At 69.5% G+C, this 18,802-nt stretch carries 14 protein-coding genes and 1 pseudogene; 5 read left to right on the plus strand and 10 right to left on the minus strand.

The window, feature by feature from the left end:
• Nucleotides 1–140: pseudogene (locus F3H10_RS14880) on the plus strand (phosphoglycerate kinase); the annotation flags it as partial.
• Between the two features lie 508 nt (nt 141–648).
• Here the strand turns inward: F3H10_RS14880 and F3H10_RS14885 are convergent.
• Nucleotides 649–1,068: a hypothetical protein gene (locus tag F3H10_RS14885; protein WP_149785564.1), complete on the minus strand. Its 420-nt coding sequence runs from the start codon at nt 1,066–1,068 to the stop codon at nt 649–651.
• 141 nt (nt 1,069–1,209) lie between these two features.
• On the opposite strand from F3H10_RS14885, the gene F3H10_RS14890 reads away from it, so the two are divergent.
• Nucleotides 1,210–2,484 (plus strand): amidohydrolase, encoded by a 1,275-nt coding sequence (locus F3H10_RS14890; protein ID WP_188127955.1) that lies wholly within the window; start codon nt 1,210–1,212, stop codon nt 2,482–2,484.
• 78 nt (nt 2,485–2,562) lie between these two features.
• Here F3H10_RS14890 and lrp read toward each other — a convergent pair whose 3' ends face one another.
• Nucleotides 2,563–3,024: an HTH-type transcriptional regulator Lrp gene (gene lrp, locus F3H10_RS14895; RefSeq protein ID WP_142986230.1), complete on the minus strand. Its 462-nt coding sequence runs from the start codon at nt 3,022–3,024 to the stop codon at nt 2,563–2,565.
• Between the two features lie 126 nt (nt 3,025–3,150).
• Here lrp and glnA point away from each other — a divergent pair, with 126 nt between their 5' ends.
• Nucleotides 3,151–4,518: a type I glutamate--ammonia ligase gene (glnA, locus tag F3H10_RS14900; RefSeq protein ID WP_149785565.1), complete on the plus strand. Its 1,368-nt coding sequence runs from the start codon at nt 3,151–3,153 to the stop codon at nt 4,516–4,518.
• Between the two features lie 89 nt (nt 4,519–4,607).
• Here glnA and F3H10_RS14905 read toward each other — a convergent pair whose 3' ends face one another.
• Genes F3H10_RS14905 through F3H10_RS14915 form a run of 3 tightly spaced genes read right to left on the minus strand, consistent with a single transcriptional unit; the run spans nt 4,608 to nt 8,088 of the window.
• Entirely contained in the window at nt 4,608–5,606 is a 999-nt protein-coding gene (locus tag F3H10_RS14905; protein ID WP_149785588.1) for a phosphatase PAP2 family protein, read from the minus strand.
• A gap of 7 nt (nt 5,607–5,613) precedes the next feature.
• Nucleotides 5,614–6,912 carry a YihY/virulence factor BrkB family protein gene (locus F3H10_RS14910; RefSeq protein WP_223174335.1) on the minus strand — a complete coding sequence of 433 codons (1,299 nt, stop codon included), beginning with the start codon at nt 6,910–6,912 and terminating at the stop codon, nt 5,614–5,616.
• Between the two features lie 48 nt (nt 6,913–6,960).
• Nucleotides 6,961–8,088, minus strand: coding sequence for a tRNA (guanine(26)-N(2))-dimethyltransferase (locus tag F3H10_RS14915; protein WP_149785567.1), 1,128 nt, complete (start codon nt 8,086–8,088; stop codon nt 6,961–6,963).
• 137 nt (nt 8,089–8,225) lie between these two features.
• Here F3H10_RS14915 and F3H10_RS14920 point away from each other — a divergent pair, with 137 nt between their 5' ends.
• Nucleotides 8,226–9,035, plus strand: coding sequence for a hypothetical protein (locus tag F3H10_RS14920; protein ID WP_149785568.1), 810 nt, complete (start codon nt 8,226–8,228; stop codon nt 9,033–9,035).
• 21 nt (nt 9,036–9,056) lie between these two features.
• Here F3H10_RS14920 and F3H10_RS14925 read toward each other — a convergent pair whose 3' ends face one another.
• The 3 genes from F3H10_RS14925 to F3H10_RS14935 all read right to left on the minus strand — a co-directional run bounded on the left by F3H10_RS14925 (nt 9,057) and on the right by F3H10_RS14935 (nt 13,117).
• Complete coding sequence (locus tag F3H10_RS14925) at nt 9,057–10,202, minus strand: DNA cytosine methyltransferase (protein ID WP_149785569.1); 1,146 nt, start codon at nt 10,200–10,202, stop codon at nt 9,057–9,059.
• Between the two features lie 179 nt (nt 10,203–10,381).
• Nucleotides 10,382–12,610 carry an LUD domain-containing protein gene (locus tag F3H10_RS14930; protein WP_149785570.1) on the minus strand — a complete coding sequence of 743 codons (2,229 nt, stop codon included), beginning with the start codon at nt 12,608–12,610 and terminating at the stop codon, nt 10,382–10,384.
• The gene (locus F3H10_RS14935) at nt 12,611–13,117 is read right to left on the minus strand and encodes a LutC/YkgG family protein (RefSeq protein WP_149785571.1); all 507 of its coding nucleotides are present in this window, start codon (nt 13,115–13,117) and stop codon (nt 12,611–12,613) included.
• Nucleotides 13,118–13,300: 183 nt separating this feature from the next.
• Between F3H10_RS14935 and F3H10_RS14940 the strand changes: the two genes are divergently transcribed.
• On the plus strand, nt 13,301–15,013 hold the full coding sequence (locus F3H10_RS14940; RefSeq protein ID WP_149785572.1) for an L-lactate permease: 1,713 nt from the start codon (nt 13,301–13,303) through the stop codon (nt 15,011–15,013).
• A 293-nt stretch (nt 15,014–15,306) separates the two neighbouring features.
• Here F3H10_RS14940 and pheT read toward each other — a convergent pair whose 3' ends face one another.
• Nucleotides 15,307–17,043 (minus strand): phenylalanine--tRNA ligase subunit beta, encoded by a 1,737-nt coding sequence (gene pheT, locus F3H10_RS14945; protein WP_149785573.1) that lies wholly within the window; start codon nt 17,041–17,043, stop codon nt 15,307–15,309.
• Nucleotides 17,043–18,548: a phenylalanine--tRNA ligase subunit alpha gene (gene pheS / locus F3H10_RS14950; RefSeq protein ID WP_149785574.1), complete on the minus strand. Its 1,506-nt coding sequence runs from the start codon at nt 18,546–18,548 to the stop codon at nt 17,043–17,045. Before pheS ends, pheT begins: the two co-directional genes overlap by 1 nt.
• Between the last annotated feature and the right edge of the window lie 254 nt (nt 18,549–18,802).

The following is an 18,802-nucleotide window of genomic DNA, read 5'->3' on the forward strand; positions in this document are numbered from 1 at the left end:
GAGCGATCGGCATGTACGGACTGGACGAGGCGGATTTCTCGCACGTCTCCATCGCCGGCGGCGCGTACATCCGCGCGCTCACCGGCGAACCGCTGCCCGCGATCGAACTGCTCCGCCGGGCGGACGCCGACGGGGCGTAGCGGGTTCGGCGTCGACCGATCCGTCCGTCGTCGCTCCATCGAGATGTCCTGTGAGCGATGCGTTCGGATCCGATTCCGGTCAACACAGTCTAAGGAGTGAGCGATCGATTGCGGTGGCGCGCCTCCGAGCGTCCAACGGGCGCGAGGAGCCCGCGAGGGACGCGGCGAGTGGAACGAGCCGCGAGGCTGGGGAGGCGTGAGGTGCGGGGCTGTGTGGTTCGGGTGGGGATCAAAGGGGCAGCCACGAGGACGAAGCCTGACGACGCAAGGACCGCAGGAGCGAGTGTAACGAGCGACGAGGACCACAGCGAGTCACGCGAGTCCTCGTGACTGGGGCTTTGAAGACAGTCACTGCGCCAGCAACGATCCCATTCCTATCAGCCCGATCTCCAACGAAACAACCGTCCTATAAGCACTCGAAATATACCGGCCGTTTCATGCGATCTCGTTATGAACGATGGACGTTCATCGGAGACTCCGCCGTCGATCGGCCCGCCGTTCCCCGCGCTCAGTCGTCGCCGGGCGCGAAACTCGCGGAACCGCCGCCCGCGGCGTCGCTCGGCTGAGTCACCGAGTAGTAGAACATGATCAGCATCGAGACGATCAGCGCGCCGCCCCAGAGGAAGCCGGTCGGCATGAGGAACGTCAGTCCGAAGCCCTCGCCGAGCCAGACGATCCCGGGGATCCCCCACTGCCCGGCGATGAAGAGCCCGGTCACGGCGGTCCGCGTGGTCCCGGTCACGCCGAGCGCGGGGACGGCGAAGCCCATCACGATGGCGAGGATGGAGAGCACGCCGAGGTGGGCGTGCCCGCCGATCATCCACGGCGGGACGGCGCTGCCGCCCGCGACGATCACGAACTGGTGTAACCCGACGGCCATCATGACTGCCAATCCGAGAAATCCGGACCCCTTCAGCGCGCGTGTCATGGATTCGTCAGCATCGATCTCCTGATGGTTTGATAACTATTTACCTACGAGCACCGTTTTCCGCGAACCGTCCGGCCGCCCGAAGGTGCGCGTTTCTCCGTTTACTCAACGTTTTTTCGGCTCGACCCGGAGGGGACGCGTATGGAGCCACTGACGACGTTCGCCGACAGCTCGCTTTCAGAGATCCGCCGCGACCTCCACCGACACGCGGAGGCCGGTTGGAAGGAGTTCCGGACATCGGCGCTGCTCGCGGCCGAACTCGAGGAGCTCGGATACGACGTCTTCCTCGGCGAGGACACCGTCGACCCCGACTCGCGGATGGGCGTTCCCCCGGCGGACGAGGTCGCCGCGGCCCGCGAGCGCGCACGCGAGGAGGGCGCGCCCGAGGAGTACCTCGACCGGATGGGCGACGTCACGGGCGTGATCGCGACCCGCCGGTTCGGCGACGGTCCGACGATCGGGCTGCGCACCGACATCGACGCCCTGGAGCGGCAGGAGGCGATGGACGACGACCACCGGCCGGCCGCCGAGGGGTTCGCGAGCGTCCACCCCGGCGAGATGCACGCCTGCGGCCACGACGCGCACGCCGCCATCGGACTCGGCGTGGCGCGCGCGTTCGCCGAGGGCGGGTTCGACGGCACGCTCAAGCTGTTCTTCCAGTCCGCCGAGGAGGGCGGCCGCGGCGGCAAGCCGATGGCCGAGTCCGGCCACCTCGACGACGTGGACCACCTGCTCGCGGTCCACGTCGGGCTCGACGAGCCCGCCGGCACGGTCGTCTCGAGTTACGACGGGCCGCTCTCGAACGCCAAGCTCGACGTGACCTTCTCCGGCGCACCGGCCCACGCCGGCGGCCAGCCCCACGCCGGGCGGAACGCCCTCCAGGCTGCCACGGCGGCGATCGGCAACCTCTACGGGATCGCCAGACACGGCGAGGGCGCGACGCGGATCAACGTCGGGCGGGTCAACGCCGACAACGCCCAGAACGTCATCTGCGAGGAGGCGACGATGCGCGTCGAGGTCCGCGGCGAGACCCACGACCTCAACGAGTACATGCTCGGGCGGGCCCGGGAGGTCGTCGACGGCGCGGCGACGATGCACGACGTGACCTACGAGACGAGCCTCTACGGGAAGACGACCACCTTCGAGAACGACGAGTCCGTCGTGAGCGTCGTCGAGGCGGCCGCGAACGCGACCGACTCGGTCGACTCGGTGATATCGAAGGAGTTCGGCGGCAGCGAGGACGCCTCCTACCTGATCCGGCGCGTCCAGGAGCGAGGCGGGACGGCGACCTACCTCGGCGTCGGCGGGAGCAACCCGGACGGCCACCACACGGCGTACTTCGACGTCGACGAGGCGTGTATCGACATCGGCGTCGACGTGATCACGGACGCGGTCGGTCGTCTCGCGGGGAACTAGCTCTCGTCGTCGGATCGGCACGACCGCCGAGGACGGCCCTCCGAGAACTGCCTCCCGAGAACTGCCCTCTGAGGCCGCCTACTCCTCGTTGAGATCGAGTTCGAACTGCTTGTTCTCGACCACCGCGTTGAGCACGACGCTGGTGTTCGACTCGCGGATGTCGGCGTCGGTGAGGATCTCCTTGATCTGGTCGTTCATGCCGTCGGTGTCGGTGAACTTCCCGATCGCGATCACGTCGTAGTCGCCCGTGACCTCGTAGACGCTTATCATCTGTTTCTGCTGACGGAGCTTCTCGGTCACGTCCGGCAGCGCGCTCCCCTCGACTTTCAACTGGAGGATGGCGGTCACGTCGAAGCCGAGCTTGTCGTAATCGACGATCGGGCTGTACCCGCGAATGACCTCCTCGTCCTCGAGGTCGCGCAGGTGATTCGAGACGGTCGTCACGGACACGTCCAGTTCGTCACCGAGGCTGCGGAGACTGGCGCGACCGTTTCCGAGAAGCGAGTTCACGAGTTTGGCGTCGAGGTTTTCGTACGTCATTGGGTTCGATCACGGTTTGGGGGGTTTAGAATTTTACGAACGTCCACTACTCACGGGGACTCGGCGGTTCATGCGTCAAGCGACAAGGCCTTTATACTGGCAGATAAGGACGTAACTGTCCAAAACATGACCGGCGACCACGCCAAACCGGACGGCGGCCTCACGGCCGAAGAACAGGCGGTACTCGACGAGATCGACGAGGAGAACGTCGACTTCCTGCGGCTCCAGTTCACCGACATCCTCGGCGTCGTGAAGAACGTCTCCGTGCCGGCCCACCAGGCCGAGAAGGCGTTCAGAGAGGGGATCTACTTCGACGGCTCCTCGATCGAGGGGTTCGTCCGCATCCAGGAGTCCGACATGCGGCTCGTCCCCGACCCAGAGACGTTCGCGGTGCTGCCGTGGCGCAGCGACGGCGACGACTCCGCCGCCGCCCGACTCATCTGTGACATCGTCGACACCGACGGCGAACCCTTCGTCGGCGGCCCGCGCCAGGTGCTCAAGAGCGTCCTCGCGAGAGCCGAGGAGATGGGCTACTCCGTCTCCATCGGTCCCGAACCGGAGTTCTTCCTGTTCAAGACCGACGACGAGGGGAACGCGACGACGATCCCCCACGACAACGGCGGCTACTTCGACCTCGCGCCGAAGGACCTCGCGAGCGACGTCCGCAAGGAGATCATCTTCACGTTGGAGGAGATGGGCTTCGAGATCGAGGCCTCCCACCACGAGGTCGCCGAGGGCCAACACGAGATCAACTTCAAGTACGACGACGCGCTCACCACCGCGGACAACATCGCGACGTTCCGCGCCGTCGTCCGCGCGGTCGCCGCCCAACACGACCTGCACGCGACGTTCATGCCCAAGCCGATCGCCGAGATCAACGGCTCGGGGATGCACAGCCACATCTCGCTCTTCGACGAGGACGGCAACGCCTTCGCGGACGACGACGACGAGTTCAACCTGAGCGAGACGGCCTACCAGTTCATGGGCGGCATCCTGAACCACGCACAGGCGTTCACGGCCGTGACGAACCCGACCGTGAACTCCTACAAGCGGCTGGTGCCTGGCTACGAGGCCCCGATCTACGTCGCGTGGTCCGACACGAACCGCTCGGCGCTGGTCCGCGTCCCGGACGCCGCGGGCGTCTCAGCCCGCTTCGAGGTCCGCAGCCCGGACCCGTCGTGTAACCCCTACCTCGGAATGGCGTCGCTCATCGCCGCCGGCCTCGACGGGATCGAGAACGACGCCGACCCCGGCGACCCGGTCCGCGAGGACATCTACGAGTTCGACGACGCCAAACGCGAGGAGTACGGGATCGACACGCTCCCGCCGAACCTCGGCGCGGCCGTCGAGGCGCTCGAGGACGACGAGGTCGTCCAGGACGCGCTCGGCCCGCACGTCTCCGAGAAGTTCGCGGAGGCGAAAAGCCAGGAGTTCAGCGAGTACCTCACGCAGGTCTCCGAGTGGGAGGAGGACCGCTACCTCGAGACGTTCTGAGCCGGCCCCACTCCCGATCTCGAACCGGCCTCGCTCCGAGTCCGAGTTCGACCCGACCCGCCTTCCGACCCGACCCGCCTTCCCGTTTTTCACGCGCCGACGCGCTCGACCAGCGGCGGCACCGCCGGCATCGCGACGACGCCGACGACGGCGGCGGTCGTCGCGACGAGCGTGACGAGGAACGAGCCGGCGAGCGCGTACGCGCCGACCCACAGGGCACCCGTGACGACGAGCGCGGGGAGCGCGACCCGGACCGGAACGGCGGGCTCGTCGCCGTCGACGAGCAGCCAGCCGACCGCGCCGCCGACGCCGGTGGCGATGCCGATGCCCGCCTCGACGACCTCGCTCGTTTGGCCGTTGGCGACCGCGACGCCGGCCGCGGCGACGGAGACGACCGCCGCGAGCAGGAACGCCGGCGTGGGGTCGAGATCGGCCGTCGGATCGGTGCGATCGAGCCCGCTCGTGGTCCCTGCGGGACCGGAGCCGGACCCCCGGAACCGCGGGTCGCCGGCGAGCCACAACGCGACGACGACGACCGCCCCGCCGAGGAGGACGCCGACGAGCACGTCGACGAGGTAGTGTACCTCGATGACCACTCGCGAGGCCGCCACGGCGGCGGCGACGATGCCGGCCCCGAGGAGCCGTCGCCGGCCCGTCGACGCGCGGTCGTACACCAGCGCGAGCGCGCCGTACGCGGCCGCGCCGCCGGTGGCGTGGCCGCTCGGGAACCCGAAGCCGTCGGAGAGCACCTGTGCCTCGTACCACGCCGAGAGCAGGCCGGGGAGCCACGTCGGCACGTCCGCGGGACCCATCGCGCCCGGCGGACGGGGGACCGCGAACCACGCCTTGCCGAGCGCGACGGCGGCGTACGCGCACGTGACGGCGGCGATCGCGGTCGCACCCGCGCGGCGCGGCGAGGCCGCGAGCCGGTCGCCGGCGAACCAGTAGCCGACCGCCAGCAGGCCGAACAGGAACCAGGGGTCCGCGAGGTGGGTGACGGCCGCGAAGACGACGACGACGAACTCGGGGAGCGCGTCGACGACGGCGGTCTCGCCGACCCCGCGCTCCGCGGAGACGAGTCCGGTCACGGCGGGGTCAGTCGTCACCCCGGTTACGGGCGTACTCGAGCGCCTTTCCGGGGGTCTCGATCAGGTTGAGGCCGACGCCGACGAGTACGAAGAGCGTGTACAGCCCCAGCGTCGACAGCCCGAGGACGAGCATCGCGGCGATCGCGTAGATCCCGTCGAGGAACGTGAACGCGCCGAGCGTCAGGACCGTCCCGTACAGCAGGACGAGGTACGGTCCCCAGCCGCGGGCGTGACCGCGTCGCATCCGCGATCGGACGTAGCGTTTCAGCTCCGACTCCAGCTTCGGTTTGTCGACCGTGCGCGCCTGTACGTCCGTCTCGAACTCCTCGAGCCGCGCGTGAAGCCGGTCGACCTCCTCCTCGAGGGCGGCGACGTCCGGCGCGCCGCGGGGACGCTCCCCGTCGTTCCGCCCGTCGCGGGACCGGCCGTCCTCGTCCGGCCCCCCCTCGCGATCCGCCTCACCGTTCATATCGGACGGTCTATCGCTGTCGTGTTGTACCTGCCGGTCCGCGCTCCCGCCCGGACCCGGTCCGCTCGCCAGCGTGGCGTTGAGGACGGCCCCGAAGATCACGACGATCGCGGCGACGTACAGCCACGTGACGAGGAGCAGGATCCCGCCGACGACGCCGTACACCTGGTACTGGCCGGCGGTCGCGGCGTACGCCTGGAAGCCGGCTTGGAGGACGGTCCACCCGAGCGCAGAGAGGACTGCGCCGGGGAGCGCCTCGCGGACCGTCACTCGCGGCTCCGGGAGCAGGACGTACATCGGGAGGAAGACCACGGTGAGGACGACCGGTAACGCGAGGACGCTCGCGGACGCCAGAAGGGGGACGTCGACGGCGGCGGCGACCGCCCCGACGACGAGCATGGCGGTGATCCCGACGCCGATCCCGAGGACGACCGACCCCGCGTCGGTGAGCTGGTCGAGGAAGCCGACGTCCGCGTCGACGCCGTACGCCTCGACGAAGGCGGTGTCGAGCCCGCGGAACACCTTCAGCGTCGACCAGAGCAGGACCGCGACGCCGAGGAACCCCGCGCCCGCCCGTCCCTGTGCCGAGGCGACGGCTCCGCCGATCGCCTCCTCGCCCGCCGGCGTCAGGAACCCGCCGGCGACCGCGAGCAGCTCGTCCGCGAGGGCGTCGCCGAAGACGGTGGTGGCGACCACGAGGAGCAACAACAGCGCGGGGACGAGCGAGACGAACGCGTAGTACGCGACGCCGGCCGCGAGGAACGTCACCTGCCGGTCCCGCGCGGCGTCGACGGCGAGCCGGACCCTCGCGAGCCCGGCGGGCGAGTGTCGAGTCACGCGGATCGGTTCGGTCGACGGCGACAAAAGCGCGCGGGCTCGGCCGGCTCACTCCTCGCTTCCGAGGACGGCCTCGCGCATCTCCGGGATCGACGCCGTGGTCTTGACGGCCGTCCCGCGGTAGTGCGCCCGGGTCGCCTCGTGGCCGGCCCCCCGAAGCCGGTCGACGAACTCGTCCATCCCGATCGCCGGCTCGCTCCACCCCTTGTACAGCCGGTGTTGGTCGTAGTGGGTCGGCACGTCCAACTCGCGCGCAACGGTCCCGAGCAGCTTCCGCGCGCGCTTCGCCTCGCCCATGTCGTCGGTGACGTGCTCGCGGACGGACCGGGCGAAGTCGGAGTCGGCGACGGGGCCCAACCAGAGCGGTCCCGCGGTCAACACGCGCTCTCCCCCGCAGACGGGACACGTCTCGACCGGGTTCGCGACCAGCCCGCGGGTCGGTTCCCGCCAGAGGCAGTCCTCGCAGTTGTCGACGTATCCGAGCTCGTCGACGGCGTCGTCGGCAGCGCGCGCGCCCGACTCGAGTTCGAGGTACGTCCGCGCGTAGTGTCGCGAGACGTGCGAGACGATCGGCCGCGCGGCCTTGTCGTATCGCGCGGCGGTCCGGACCAGCGCGGAGATCAGCGTCCGGAGCCCCATCTCCGGGTGGTAGTCGGTGTTCCGCGGCACCGCGCCGTACTTGCGGATCCCGCTGTTGAGGTGGGCACCACACAGCGGCGCGGTGTCGGTGGCGGTGACGCAGACGAGGTTCCGCGCGTTCGCGAACGCGGGGTCGGCGAAGGGGATCGGCGTGCCGTACGGGTCGAGGTCGACGACGTCGAACGGCCCGTCGTCGTACAACAGCGCGTTGACGTCGCGGTGGACGGCCTCGCCCTCGAGGTCGTTCGCGGCGAGGTTCCGTTCGGCGAGGTCGACCGCGTCGGGGTCGACGTCGGCGCAGGTCACGTCGTACCCCTCGGCGGCGGCGCGAACGCCCCGGACCCCCGAGGCGGCCATCGCGTCGAGGTACGTCGCCGCGCGCGGCTCTCGCTCGCGGTACGCGCGCAGGGTCGCGACCGTGACGTCCCGGTTCAGCTCCTGTGTGGGGTTGAAGAAGACGCCGCCGCCGGTCCCCTCGCTGGCGCCGTCGCGGGCCTCGGAGACGCTGACCGTGAGCCCGCCCTCCTCGATGTCCATGCCTCGGCTTCGTCGATACGGGACAAAAGGACCGCGCTCCGCGCGCGCCGGAGCGCGCCGGGACGTAGAGAAACGTAGCGGCGAGCGACGCGGCCGAACCGAAACGGTAAGACGCCCCGGCGACTCGGCGGGGACACATGCCACGGAGCCCCGAGCGACTCGGGAAGGCCCACGAGACGTGGACGCGCGACGAGCTCAACGGGGACGACCCGCAGCCGGACACCGAGGCGCAACTCGCGTACCTCGACGAGGACGAGCGCGAGCGGGTGCGGATCGGGGCCCGCGAGGCCGCGCGGTTCGTCCGTGAACACACGCCTTTCGCGATCGAACGCGCGACCGAGGAGGGCGACGCGCGGAAGACCGACCCGACCGACGACGTCGACGTCGTGGTCCACGGCGAGGGTCGGCGCAAGGGCTACTCGCTGAAGCTCACCTCGAGCACCGCCATCAACGTCCGGAACACCCTCGCGTCGAAGGTCGCCGAGGACGTCTTCGGGAAGCCCATCGACGAGCTGTTGACTCCCGAGGAGTTCGCGACCTACGAGCGGGTGACGCGGGAGTTCGTCGCCGAGGAGTGCGGCGGCTCCGACATGGCGGCCGCGATGACCCCCGTGTTCGCGGAGAAGTTCCGGACGTTTCGGGACGCCGACGAGGCGACGCTCCGGGCCCGACTCCTCGAGCACGTGCGCCTCGACGCGGACGTGGTCGCGTGCAAGGTGACCGCCGCCGGCAACTTCCACGGGTTCGCCTCGATGGAGCGGGCCCCGCTCCGGAAGTTCCAGGACGGTACCGGCGAGCTGTCGATCTACACCACCGAGTCGAACGACACCTCGATCTTCTTCGACGTGGACGGCGAGGCGGCGTTCCGGATCGACATGTACGGCCAGTACAGCGGGAGCACCCGGAAACCCCGGATCAAGACGGTCTATCGAGTGACGTTCGGGTAGGACGGATCACGGGCCGCCGACTCACGCGATGTCGGTGAGCGACTGCTGTTCGTAGACGTCGGGGTCGACGCGGGGGGCCTCGCGGATCTCGGGGTAGTACTCGCGGAACCGCTCGGCCAGCCTCTCGGCCAGCCCGACCGGGACCGCGTTGCCGATCTGTTTCATCACGTCGGTCTTCGTCCCCTCGAACGCGAACTCGTCGGGGAACGTCTGGAGCCGGGCCATCTCCCGAGGGGTGAGATACCGGTCCTCGCTCGGGTGGATGAAGACGTTCGTGCTCACCGTCAGCGACGGCTCATCGGGGTGGAGTCGCCGGAGGTACGTCCCGTACCGCTTGACGATCTCCGGCTCGTGCGGGCAGGCGTCGGTGTCCTCGCAGTCACACCGGTACTTCTTGGTCTTCAGCCGGTCCGGGAGGTCACGGTAGTACCCGCCCGGCGGGACGTGACGGATCCGCTCGAGCGTCTTCTCTTGGGTGTTCGCGTACGTCACGTTCGGGAGGTCGTCGGTCACGTCGGCGAGGGCCTCGCCCGCCGTCCGCCAGTTCGCCTCCGACGGCGTCGTCGGCTCCGGAAACCGGATCGGGATGTCACGGTTCGTCCCGACGAAGAAGATCCGGCGGCGCTTCTGTGGAACGCCGTACCGCTCGGCCTCGAGCACCCGGTACTCGCAGTTGTATCCCTCCGTCTCGAACTGCCGGACGATCAGGTCCTTCACGTACCGGTCGTCGCTCGTCTGGCGGTTTATCAGGTCGCGGACGTTCTCCATCAGGACCAGTTGCGGATCGAGCACGGTGACCATCCGGAGGAACTCCTCGAAGAGCGTGTTGCGCCGGTCCTTCTCCATCTCGTCGAGCTCGATCCGCTCGTTGTTGAGCCGGCTGAATCCCTGACACGGCGGGCCGCCGATCACGACGTCGACGTCGTCCGGATCGTGGCCGGTCTCCCGGACGGACTCTCGAACGTCGTCGGCGTCGAGCTCGCGGACGTCCTCCTCGAGGAACCGGACGTTCGGGCGGTTCCTTCGGTACGTCTCCGCGGCGGGCCCCCACTGGTCGCTCGCGAGGACCACGTCGAACCCGGCCCGCTCGAACCCGAGATCGAGCCCGCCACAGCCGGAGAAGAAGCTGGCGACGACCGGCCCGTCCTCGGTTCCGTCAGCGCCCATCGCCGCCACCTCGGGACGACGCGCGCTCGCTTCGTCGGCTCATCTACCCCGTGGTTCGGCGCGACCGCATAAAAATCACCCATCTTCGACGGCCGGGGGGTCACGGTTCCGAGTACGACCCCGTCGCCCGCGGCTCCACCTCCACACCGCGACGGCTCGCCTCCCGGACCGAACGCCGACTACCGTCCGTCGAGCAGCCGCACCGGATGTGCGGGCCGCCGCGTGAGCAGCGCGTCGAGCTGCTCGAGACACGACGTGCCGCTGGCGACGACGGTTCGGTCCGCGGCGTCGTCCGTGCTGAACTGGTCGACGAGCGTCTCGCCGACGTCCACGCTGAGCTCGTAGTACTCCGACTTGTAGCCGAAGCTCCCGGCCATGCCACAACACTCCACGTCCGAGGTCACGACGTCGAACCCGGACTCCTCGAGCACCGCCAGCGTGTAGGGCTCCAGATCGAGGGTGCGCTGCTGGCAGTGGCTGTGGTAGGCGATCCGCTCGCCGTCGCCCGCCGAGAGCGCGTCGACGTCCGCGCCGTTCTCCAACAGGCCGTAGACGTACTCCATGACCTCGTAGCTGTGCCCTTTCAACGCGTCGTAGGCGTCCTCGGGGAGGAGTCGCTCGTACTCCCGATGGAACATCGCGAGGTCGGAGGGTTCGATGACGACGACGTCGTGGCCCGCGGCGACCGCCGGGGAGAGCGCCTCGTAGACGGCCTCGGCGTTGGACCGGGCGGTCGCCACCATGCCCTGTGAGAGCGGCGCGCGTCCGCTCTCGCCGGCGGCCGGCACCTCGACGCGGACGTCGAGCGCCTCGAGGACGCGGACGGCCGCCTTCCCGCGCTCGGTGCGCACGTAGTTCGTGTACGCGTCGGGATAGAGCGCGACCGTCCGGCGCGCCTCGTCGGGACCCACTCGCGACCCGCGGTCCGCGAACCAGTCGACGAGTGACTCGCGCTCGAACGTCGGAAGCTCGCGGCGCTCGTCGACGCCGAGGGTTCGCTCCATCAGCGAACGGGCGGGGCCGGCCCGGGCGACCCAGTTCGAGAGGGGGGCGAACGCCGATCCGAGTCTCGCCAGCGTGTCGAAGTTCCCGAACAGGCGTTTCTGGAGGTCGATCCCGCCGGGTTCCTCGTCCGGAGTGAGCCCCTCGACGAGGAAGTCGAGGTCGCCGTCTTCCCCACGGTTGATGCGGTCGCGGACGACGGTGTTGATCCACGGGATGTCGATCTTCACCGGACACTGGTTCACACACCGGCTACACCCCGTACAGAGGTCGTTGAACTCGGCGGCGCTGTCCTGGCCGTGGACGCCGGCCTCCCAGCCGGTGGCGATGCCCCCGGAGTACGTCTCGCCGCCGAAGGCGTGTCCGCCGACGTGCTGGAAGTTCGCACAGGAGTTCGCACACGCCGAACACCGGATGCAGTACAGCGTCTCCCGGAGCCCGTCGTCCTCGCGCATCTCCATGCGGCCGTTGTCGATGAGCACGAGGTGGAACTCGCGGTCGTCGCCCGACTCGAGAGGACGCTCGTCGTCGGCACCGGGTCCATCGTCGGAACCCGCTCCCTCCCCCCGGCCGAAGGTCGGCGAGTCGCCGGGCGGCGTGAAAAGCGAGACGTACGACGTGATGTCCTGTCCGGTCCCCGACCGACCGATGAGTTCGACGAACGGCTGGAGGTCCTCGACGCTCGGGATCACCTTCTCGACGCCCGCGATCGCGACGTGGGTGTCGGTTGCCTGGACGCATTTCCGGGCGTTGCCCTCGCTCGTCACCAGCGCGAGCGTCCCGGTGTCGGCCGTGACGAAGTTCGCCCCCGTCATGCCGACCTCGGCGTCCAGTATCCGCTCGCCGAGGTACCCGCGAGCGAACCGCGTCAGCTCCTCGGCGGTCTCGAGCGGCTCGTCGGGGTCGAACACCTCGTTGAACAGGTCCGCGATCTCCTCGCGGGACTTGTGGATCGCCGGGGCGACGATGTGGGAGGGTGCCTCGTCGGCGACCTGGAGGACGAACTCGGCGAGGTCGGTCTCCCAGACGTCCGCGCCGCTGGCCTCGAGGGCGTCGTTCACGTCGATCTCCTCGCTCGTCATCGACTTCGATTTCACCACGTTCCGGCCGTCGACGACCTCCGTGACGTACCGGTTCGCGTCGGCGGCGTCGTCGGCGACGTACACGGTGCCGCCGTTGGCCTCGACCGCCTCGGTGACCCGGTCGAGGAGTTCGGGGAGGCGCTCGATGGCGTCCTCCTTGATGGCGCGGGCCTCCTCTTTGAGGGCCTCGTAGTCCTCGAGGTCCGCGGTGGACTCGTACCGCCCCTCGTTGAAGACCCGCGTGTTCCGGTGGACGCTCTCGCCCTCGGTGTCGAGCAGGTGGCGGATGCGTTCGGCCTTCCGTCGGCGGTCGTCGACGCTCATCTACCGGTCCTCCAGGAGGACGACGGTGACGTCAATCGGCCCGTGTGCCCCCTTCACGAGCGCGCCCATGTCCGCGGTCGCGCTCGGCCCGGTCGCGATGACCGCCTGCCCGGTTCCCGAGCGCACGTCCTCCGCGAGCCGGTCGAACGCCGCGTCCATGTCCGGGAGGAGGTCGCCGGCGGCGAGGACGGCGACGTGCTCGTCGGCGTAGAGGCTCACCGGCTCCTCGCCGTCGGCCCCGCCCTGGACGACGACGGAGCCGTAGTCCGCGATGCCGTATCCGGCGGCGGTGACGCCTGTCCTCGCCGCTTCGAGGTCCCGTACAGTCGGATCGGTCTCCACGGCGTCCGGCAGGGAAACCCCCTCGAACGGGAGCGGCGTGCCGACCGCGGGCGTCTCGAGGAGCGGGGCGAGGGTCGATTCGAACCCCTCGGCGGGCGTCCGAACGAGCTCGACCCCGACGTCGGTAAGCGACGACTCGAAGGTCGCGAGCGGTTCCGTTGACATATACCGGAGTTTCTGGAACAGCCTAATGGACGTTTCCCTCGTCGAACGGTCTCGGCCGAACACGCCCACGTCGTTATCGCCGTCCTCCCGCTTCCAACGACGTCATCCGGGGTTGATATTAGCTGAAAGAAAGGTACATGTATCTGGTTGTACGACGACGAAACGGAGCCGAGATCCACGATCATGCCTGCTGTGCTCACACTAGCGCTCGTCGGAGTCGTTCCGATCGGCGTCGCGTTCGTACTGCTCGCCGGACTGCGGTGGTCGGCGGCCCGGGCGATGGGGGTCGGGTGGCTGCTCGCGGCCGGGATCGGGATCACCTACTGGGGGATGGAGCCGGATTGGCTGGTGGCGTCGGCCGTCTACGGCGCCTTTCAGGCCGTGGACATCATTCTCATCGTCTTCGGCGCCATCCTGCTTATGAACTACCTCGAGGGAAGCGGGGCCATCGCCACCATCAGGTGGTACTTCGGACAGATCGAGGAGGACCGCCGCATTCAGGTGCTGCTCATCGGGCTCGGCTTCATGACGATCATCGAGGGTGCGGCGGGGTTCGGCACGCCGGGCGCGCTCGCCGCGCCGCTTCTGATCGGCCTCGGATTCCCGCCGCTGGCCGCCGCGGTGTTCGGGCTCTTCTTTAACGCCCCGAACCCGCCGTTCGGCGCGGCCGGGACCCCCGTCATCGGCGGCACCGGCGCGGTCATCGAACCGGCGCTGTCCGGCTCGATGGGCGTCGCCGAGTTCCTCTCCTTGGTCTCCGCGTGGACGGGGGTCATCACGGGACTCACGTACGTGTTCTGGGGGCTACTCGGCGTGTTCTTCCTGACGTACTGGTTCGGCGACGCCGACGGGGGACGGAGCGTCGGCGACGCCGTCCGCAACACGCTTCCCATCGCGCCGTTCGCGCTGCTTCTCGGGGCCGTCACCGGCGGTACCCAGCTCCTCGTCGCGTGGTTCATCGGCCCCGCGCTCCCCGACATCGCCGCCGGGTTCGTCGTGCTCGCGGCGGGGCTCCTGCTCGCGAACAACGACGTCCTGATCCCCGAACGCGAGTGGGACTTCCCCGAGGACTCGACGTGGAGCGACACGTGGCTCGGCGGGCTCGAGCTCGACGAGATATCACGGGACCGGCCGAGAAGGGAGATGTCCGTCCTGTTAGCGTGGACCCCGTACCTCCTCGTCGCGCTCGCGCTGCTTCTCACCCGGTGGCCGGACCTCACCGTCGCCGGCACCGAGGTGCTCGCGTGGATCCAGAGCTTCTCCGTCGGTCTCGATTCGATCCTCGGGACGGAGCTCGGGTACACCCTTCAGTACCTCTATCTCCCGGGAACGATGCCGTTCATCCCCATCGCGATCCTCACCGGCCTCCTCCACCGGATGGACGCCGACGAGATGGGCGCGGCGTGGCGGCGCTCGATCGAGCAGGTCGCGCCCGCCGCGCTCACGCTCGTCATCGCCGTCTCGATGACGCAGATCATGATCCAGTCGCAGACGAACACCGCCGGCCTGCTCGGCATGATGGAGGCGCTCAGCCGCGCGCTCGCGATGGGTGCCGGCGGCCTGCTCCCCGTCGTCTCGCCGTGGGTCGGTGCCATCGGCTCCTTCATGACCGGGAGCAACACGTCCTCGAACATCCTCTTCAGCGTGCTTCAGTACGACGCCGCCGTGGCGGTCGGGCTCTCCCGGACGATCGTCGTCAGCCTCCAGAACGTCGGCGGCGGGCTCGGGAACATGGTCTCGGTGTTGAACGTCGCCGCCATCTGCGGCGTCGTCGGGATCACCGGCCGCGAGGGCGACCTCCTACGGAAGGCCATCGTCCCGATGGCGCTTTTCGCCGCGTTCGCCGGCCTGTTCGGCATGCTGTTGACGTACGTTCTCGTTCCCGGCCTGTTCTGAGCGCCGGGTCGACTGCCTTCGACCGGTCCGAGACGCCGGGGAACGTCGGCGCGCCCGGTCGCGGGCGAGCCGCCCGCGACCGGACCGCGAGGGAGGCGGCGGACGGTCGCGGAGCGGTCCCGCGACCGTCCGCCCGCCGAGGCTGGGGAGGCACGAGGCGCGGTGCGGTTCGGGACGGCCGGTGCGGCTCGGGACGGTCGGTGCGGCCCGGGATGGTCGGTGTGGCTCGGGACGGTCGGTGCGGCCCGGGATGGTCGGTGTGGCCCGGGACGATGCTTCGGACTCGGGTCCCGTTACCGGAGCGCGCCGAGGTCGAACTCGAAGGCGGCGACGGGCACCTCGAGGTCGTGGTCGACGAGCACTTCGGGGTGGACCTCGCCGATCACGCCGACCGGCTCGCCGTCGACGACGACGCTCGCGGTCCGACCGTCGATGAACGTCGGGTGGTCGGTTCGTGGCGTCTCGAGCGTCGCGCCGAAGTCGTCACACACCGCCTGAAGCCGGCCCTTCGCGGCCTCGTAGGAGGCGTCGCGCCGCGCGACCGCGCCGGCGACGTGACGGGACTCGCCAACGTTCGTGTTCTCCGTCTCGTCGCGCTCGGCGACGAAGCCGATCTCGGCGACATCCTGCGGGTAGGCGTTGTGGGTGTTCCCCTCGAGTAAGAGCAGAAGCGACGGGAGCGCCCACGTCCGCAGCTGGGTGTACTCCTCGCTGTACGGCTCCGTGATCTCGACGGGCTCTCCCCCGCCGACGACGTCGGTACCGGGCTCGATCCGCATGCGGTCGTAGTTCTCGACCCCGCTCGTCATGTGGAAGTTCAGCAGGTCCTCGAAGCCGAGCCCGACGAGGCTCGTCCGGACGGCGTCCTCGAGGCGGGTGCGCTCGTGACGCCCGCCGACGGTCCCCACGTCGGGGTAGCGCGGCTCCAGCTCGTCGAAGCCGTGTGCGCGTCCCACGTCGTCGACGAGGTCGAGCGGGTGGAGCACGTCCACGCGGTACGGCGGGACCTCCACCTCGTAGGTCACCGACTCGTCGAGCGAATACGTCGCGTCCAGCCCGGAGCGCTCGAAGCAGTCGACGACGTCCTCGGGCTCGAAGTCGACCCCGAGGAGCGTCTCGATCCGGTCGTGGGACACCGACTTCTCGTCGATCTCGAGGTTCGGGCGGACGAGCTCGGGACCGTACTCCGCCGGATGGGTCGCGCCGTCGGCGTACGCGACCTCGACTTCCTCTATCGTCGCGCCGCGCGCGGAGAGCGCGTAACAGACGATCGTACACATCTTGTCGATCGTCCACTGGTCCGTGCCGGTGAGCTCGACGAGCAGCTCGCGGGAATCGGTGTCGACCTCGGTCCGCTTCCCGTTGATCACGGGCGGGAACGAGAACAGCCCGAGCTCGTCATAGATCGCGGGGTAGCGGTCGTACTCGCTCACGAGGTCGGCGTACGTCCGGCCGGTGTCGTGTTCCTCGAGCACCTCGGCGGGCGTCAGTTCGTCGTTCGAATCGAGCGGGACGAACGTCTCGCCGTCCGGCTCGATCCCGCGGTAGGTGATCGACCGCTCCGCGCCCTCGCGAAGCGGCGCGCCCTTGACCATCGCCAGGTCGTGGATCCCGATCGCGCCCTTCGCGCGGCCGCGGCCCATCGTGGCGTGGAGCTTCTCCTGGAGCTGGATCAGCGACTCGAGGGCGGCCTCGTCGAGGTCGACGCCGCGGACCACGGCACCCGTGACGTAGGGGCGCTCGTCCGGTACCGACTCCGCGACTTCGATCGTCCACTCGGCGTCGTTGACCTCGGGGACGTACACCCCGCGGTCGTCGCCGTAGTGGTAGCGCAGCGAGCGCGCGACGCCCTCGACGCTCAGCCGGTCGAGCCGGTCGGGCGCGAACTCGAACTGTAACTCGCCGTCGTCGGTCTCGCCCTCGAACTCCAGGCCGAGCCCGAACAGGTCCTCCTTGAACTCCTCGTCCGTCTTGTCGGTGTGGCCGGTGAGTCCGCGGAGCGCGTCGGGATCGACGTCGACGACGGGCATCAGTAGCTCACCTCCGCGTTCCGCAGGAAGTCGATGTCCGCCAGCGTCCCGTGGAGGTCGCGGATGTCCTCCGCGCCGGTGGTCAACATCGCGAGCCGCTCCAGGGCGAGCCCCCACGCCATCACGTCGCAGTCGACGCCCAGCGGGCCGGTCACCTCCTCGCGGAAGATGCCGGAGTTGCCGATCTCGATCTCCTCGCCGGTCTCGGGGTGGTCGCCGAACAGCTCGAAGGACGGCTCGGTGTAGGGGTTGTAGTGCGGTTTGAACCGGATGTCGGTGATCCCGAACTGCCGGTAGAACTCCTCGAAGGTACCCATCAGGTCACGCACCGAGAGGTCCTCCGCCATCACCCACCCCTCGATCTGGAAGAACTCCAGGAGGTGCGTCGGGTCGAGCGTGTCGTTGCGGTACACCTTCTCGACGGAGAAGTACCGCTGTGGCGGCTCCAACTCCGCGCCGGCGTACCCCGAGAGGTACCGCATCGACAGCGAGGTGGTGTGGCCGCGGAGGGCGACCTCGCGGGCGAAGTCCTCGGACCACGGCGAGTGGTAGCCGTCGCCGTCCTCGCCCCACCCGTCGCGGTGGGCGGTCTCGACGCGGTCGATCAGGGTCTCCGGGATCTCCTCCATCGGGTCGACGTCGAGCGCGAACCGGTCCCAGTGGGTCCGGGCCGGGTGGTCCTGGGGCATGAACAGGCAGTCGTTGATCCAGAAGTCGCTGTCGGCGTGGGGACCCTCCATCTCCTGAAAGCCCATCCCGACGAGGACGTCCTTCACGCGGTCGGCGGTCCGCCGGAGCACGTGTTTCCGGCCGCCCTCGACCGCGGGGGCGTCGGCCTCGACGTTGTACTCGGCGAACTCGACGTCCTCCCACTCGCCGCTGGCGAGGAGGTCCGGGGTGACCTGCCCGACCGTCTCGGCCGCCTCGACCCCTTCCATGAGCGCGTCGACGCCCGCGTCGGTGAGCCGGACCGCCCGGGTGGTGCGCTCCGCGAGGTCGACGAGCCCGCGCGAGGCGAGTCGGTCGAGGACCGAGCCGTCGTCGACGCTCCCGCCGTCGGCGAGCGTCTCGAGCGCGGCGGCCTCGGGATCGGCGTCGGGGTCGGCGTTCGGGTCGACCGTGAGCTCGCCCGAGTCGATCGTCCCGAACCCCTTTCGCGGGAAGTTCGCGAGCGCGATGTCGACCTCGGGGCCCGCCAGGTCGGCGCGACCGATGACCTCGCCCATCGCGACGGCCTCGTCGGCCGCGCCGGCGTCGACCGCCGCCCGGTAGAGCCGGGTCTCGGGGAGGCCGTCGGCGACGTAGTCGCTCCCCTCGTCGGTGAGTTCGGCGACCTCGGTCGTCGTCTCCGTCACGGCGAGTAACCCCTCGTCGCGCAGGTCGAAGGCCGCGCCGGTGACCGTCTCGGGTTTCAGGCCCGTCTCGACCGCGATCTCGTCCGTCGTCCGTTCGTCCGTCGCGCTCGCGGCCTCGAGGACCGCGAGCTGTCGTTCCGGGAGTCGCATTCGGTTGTGTGGATACGTGTGTGGGTGGGTCCTAACGGTTCCGGCACGTCGCCGGCGCGGTGCCTCGTGGCGAGGGCGGCGGGGCGGCCCGCGGTCACCGCGGATCACGGTCCCCCCGCCCCCGCCGGCCGAACCGCGCGGTTTCACCGCCCGGCCGCGGGACGGCTCCGCCGCGCGCGAGTCTCAGTCGAAAAACGGCTCGAACGCGTCGCCGTCGGCTTCCCTGGCGATACCCCCGCTGGCGCGTTCGAGTG

Origin of the sequence: Halorubrum aquaticum, from assembly GCF_900113615.1 — an archaeon.
In the GTDB taxonomy this organism is placed as follows: Archaea; Halobacteriota; Halobacteria; order Halobacteriales; family Haloferacaceae; genus Halorubrum; species Halorubrum aquaticum.

Coding starts and splice junctions, on each gene's coding strand:
- F3H10_RS14890 (WP_188127955.1), top strand. CDS start 1,210: ATGGAGCCACTGACGACGTTCGCCGACAGCTCGCTTTCAGAGATCCGC.
- F3H10_RS14920 (WP_149785568.1), top strand. CDS start 8,226: ATGCCACGGAGCCCCGAGCGACTCGGGAAGGCCCACGAGACGTGGACG.
- pheT (WP_149785573.1), bottom strand. CDS start 17,043: ATGCCCGTCGTCGACGTCGATCCCGACGCGCTCCGCGGACTCACCGGC.
- F3H10_RS14915 (WP_149785567.1), bottom strand. CDS start 8,088: ATGGACATCGAGGAGGGCGGGCTCACGGTCAGCGTCTCCGAGGCCCGC.
- lrp (WP_142986230.1), bottom strand. CDS start 3,024: ATGACGTACGAAAACCTCGACGCCAAACTCGTGAACTCGCTTCTCGGA.
- F3H10_RS14935 (WP_149785571.1), bottom strand. CDS start 13,117: ATGTCAACGGAACCGCTCGCGACCTTCGAGTCGTCGCTTACCGACGTC.
- F3H10_RS14885 (WP_149785564.1), bottom strand. CDS start 1,068: ATGACACGCGCGCTGAAGGGGTCCGGATTTCTCGGATTGGCAGTCATG.
- F3H10_RS14940 (WP_149785572.1), top strand. CDS start 13,301: ATGCCTGCTGTGCTCACACTAGCGCTCGTCGGAGTCGTTCCGATCGGC.
- glnA (WP_149785565.1), top strand. CDS start 3,151: ATGACCGGCGACCACGCCAAACCGGACGGCGGCCTCACGGCCGAAGAA.
- F3H10_RS14930 (WP_149785570.1), bottom strand. CDS start 12,610: ATGAGCGTCGACGACCGCCGACGGAAGGCCGAACGCATCCGCCACCTG.
- F3H10_RS14925 (WP_149785569.1), bottom strand. CDS start 10,202: ATGGGCGCTGACGGAACCGAGGACGGGCCGGTCGTCGCCAGCTTCTTC.
- pheS (WP_149785574.1), bottom strand. CDS start 18,548: ATGCGACTCCCGGAACGACAGCTCGCGGTCCTCGAGGCCGCGAGCGCG.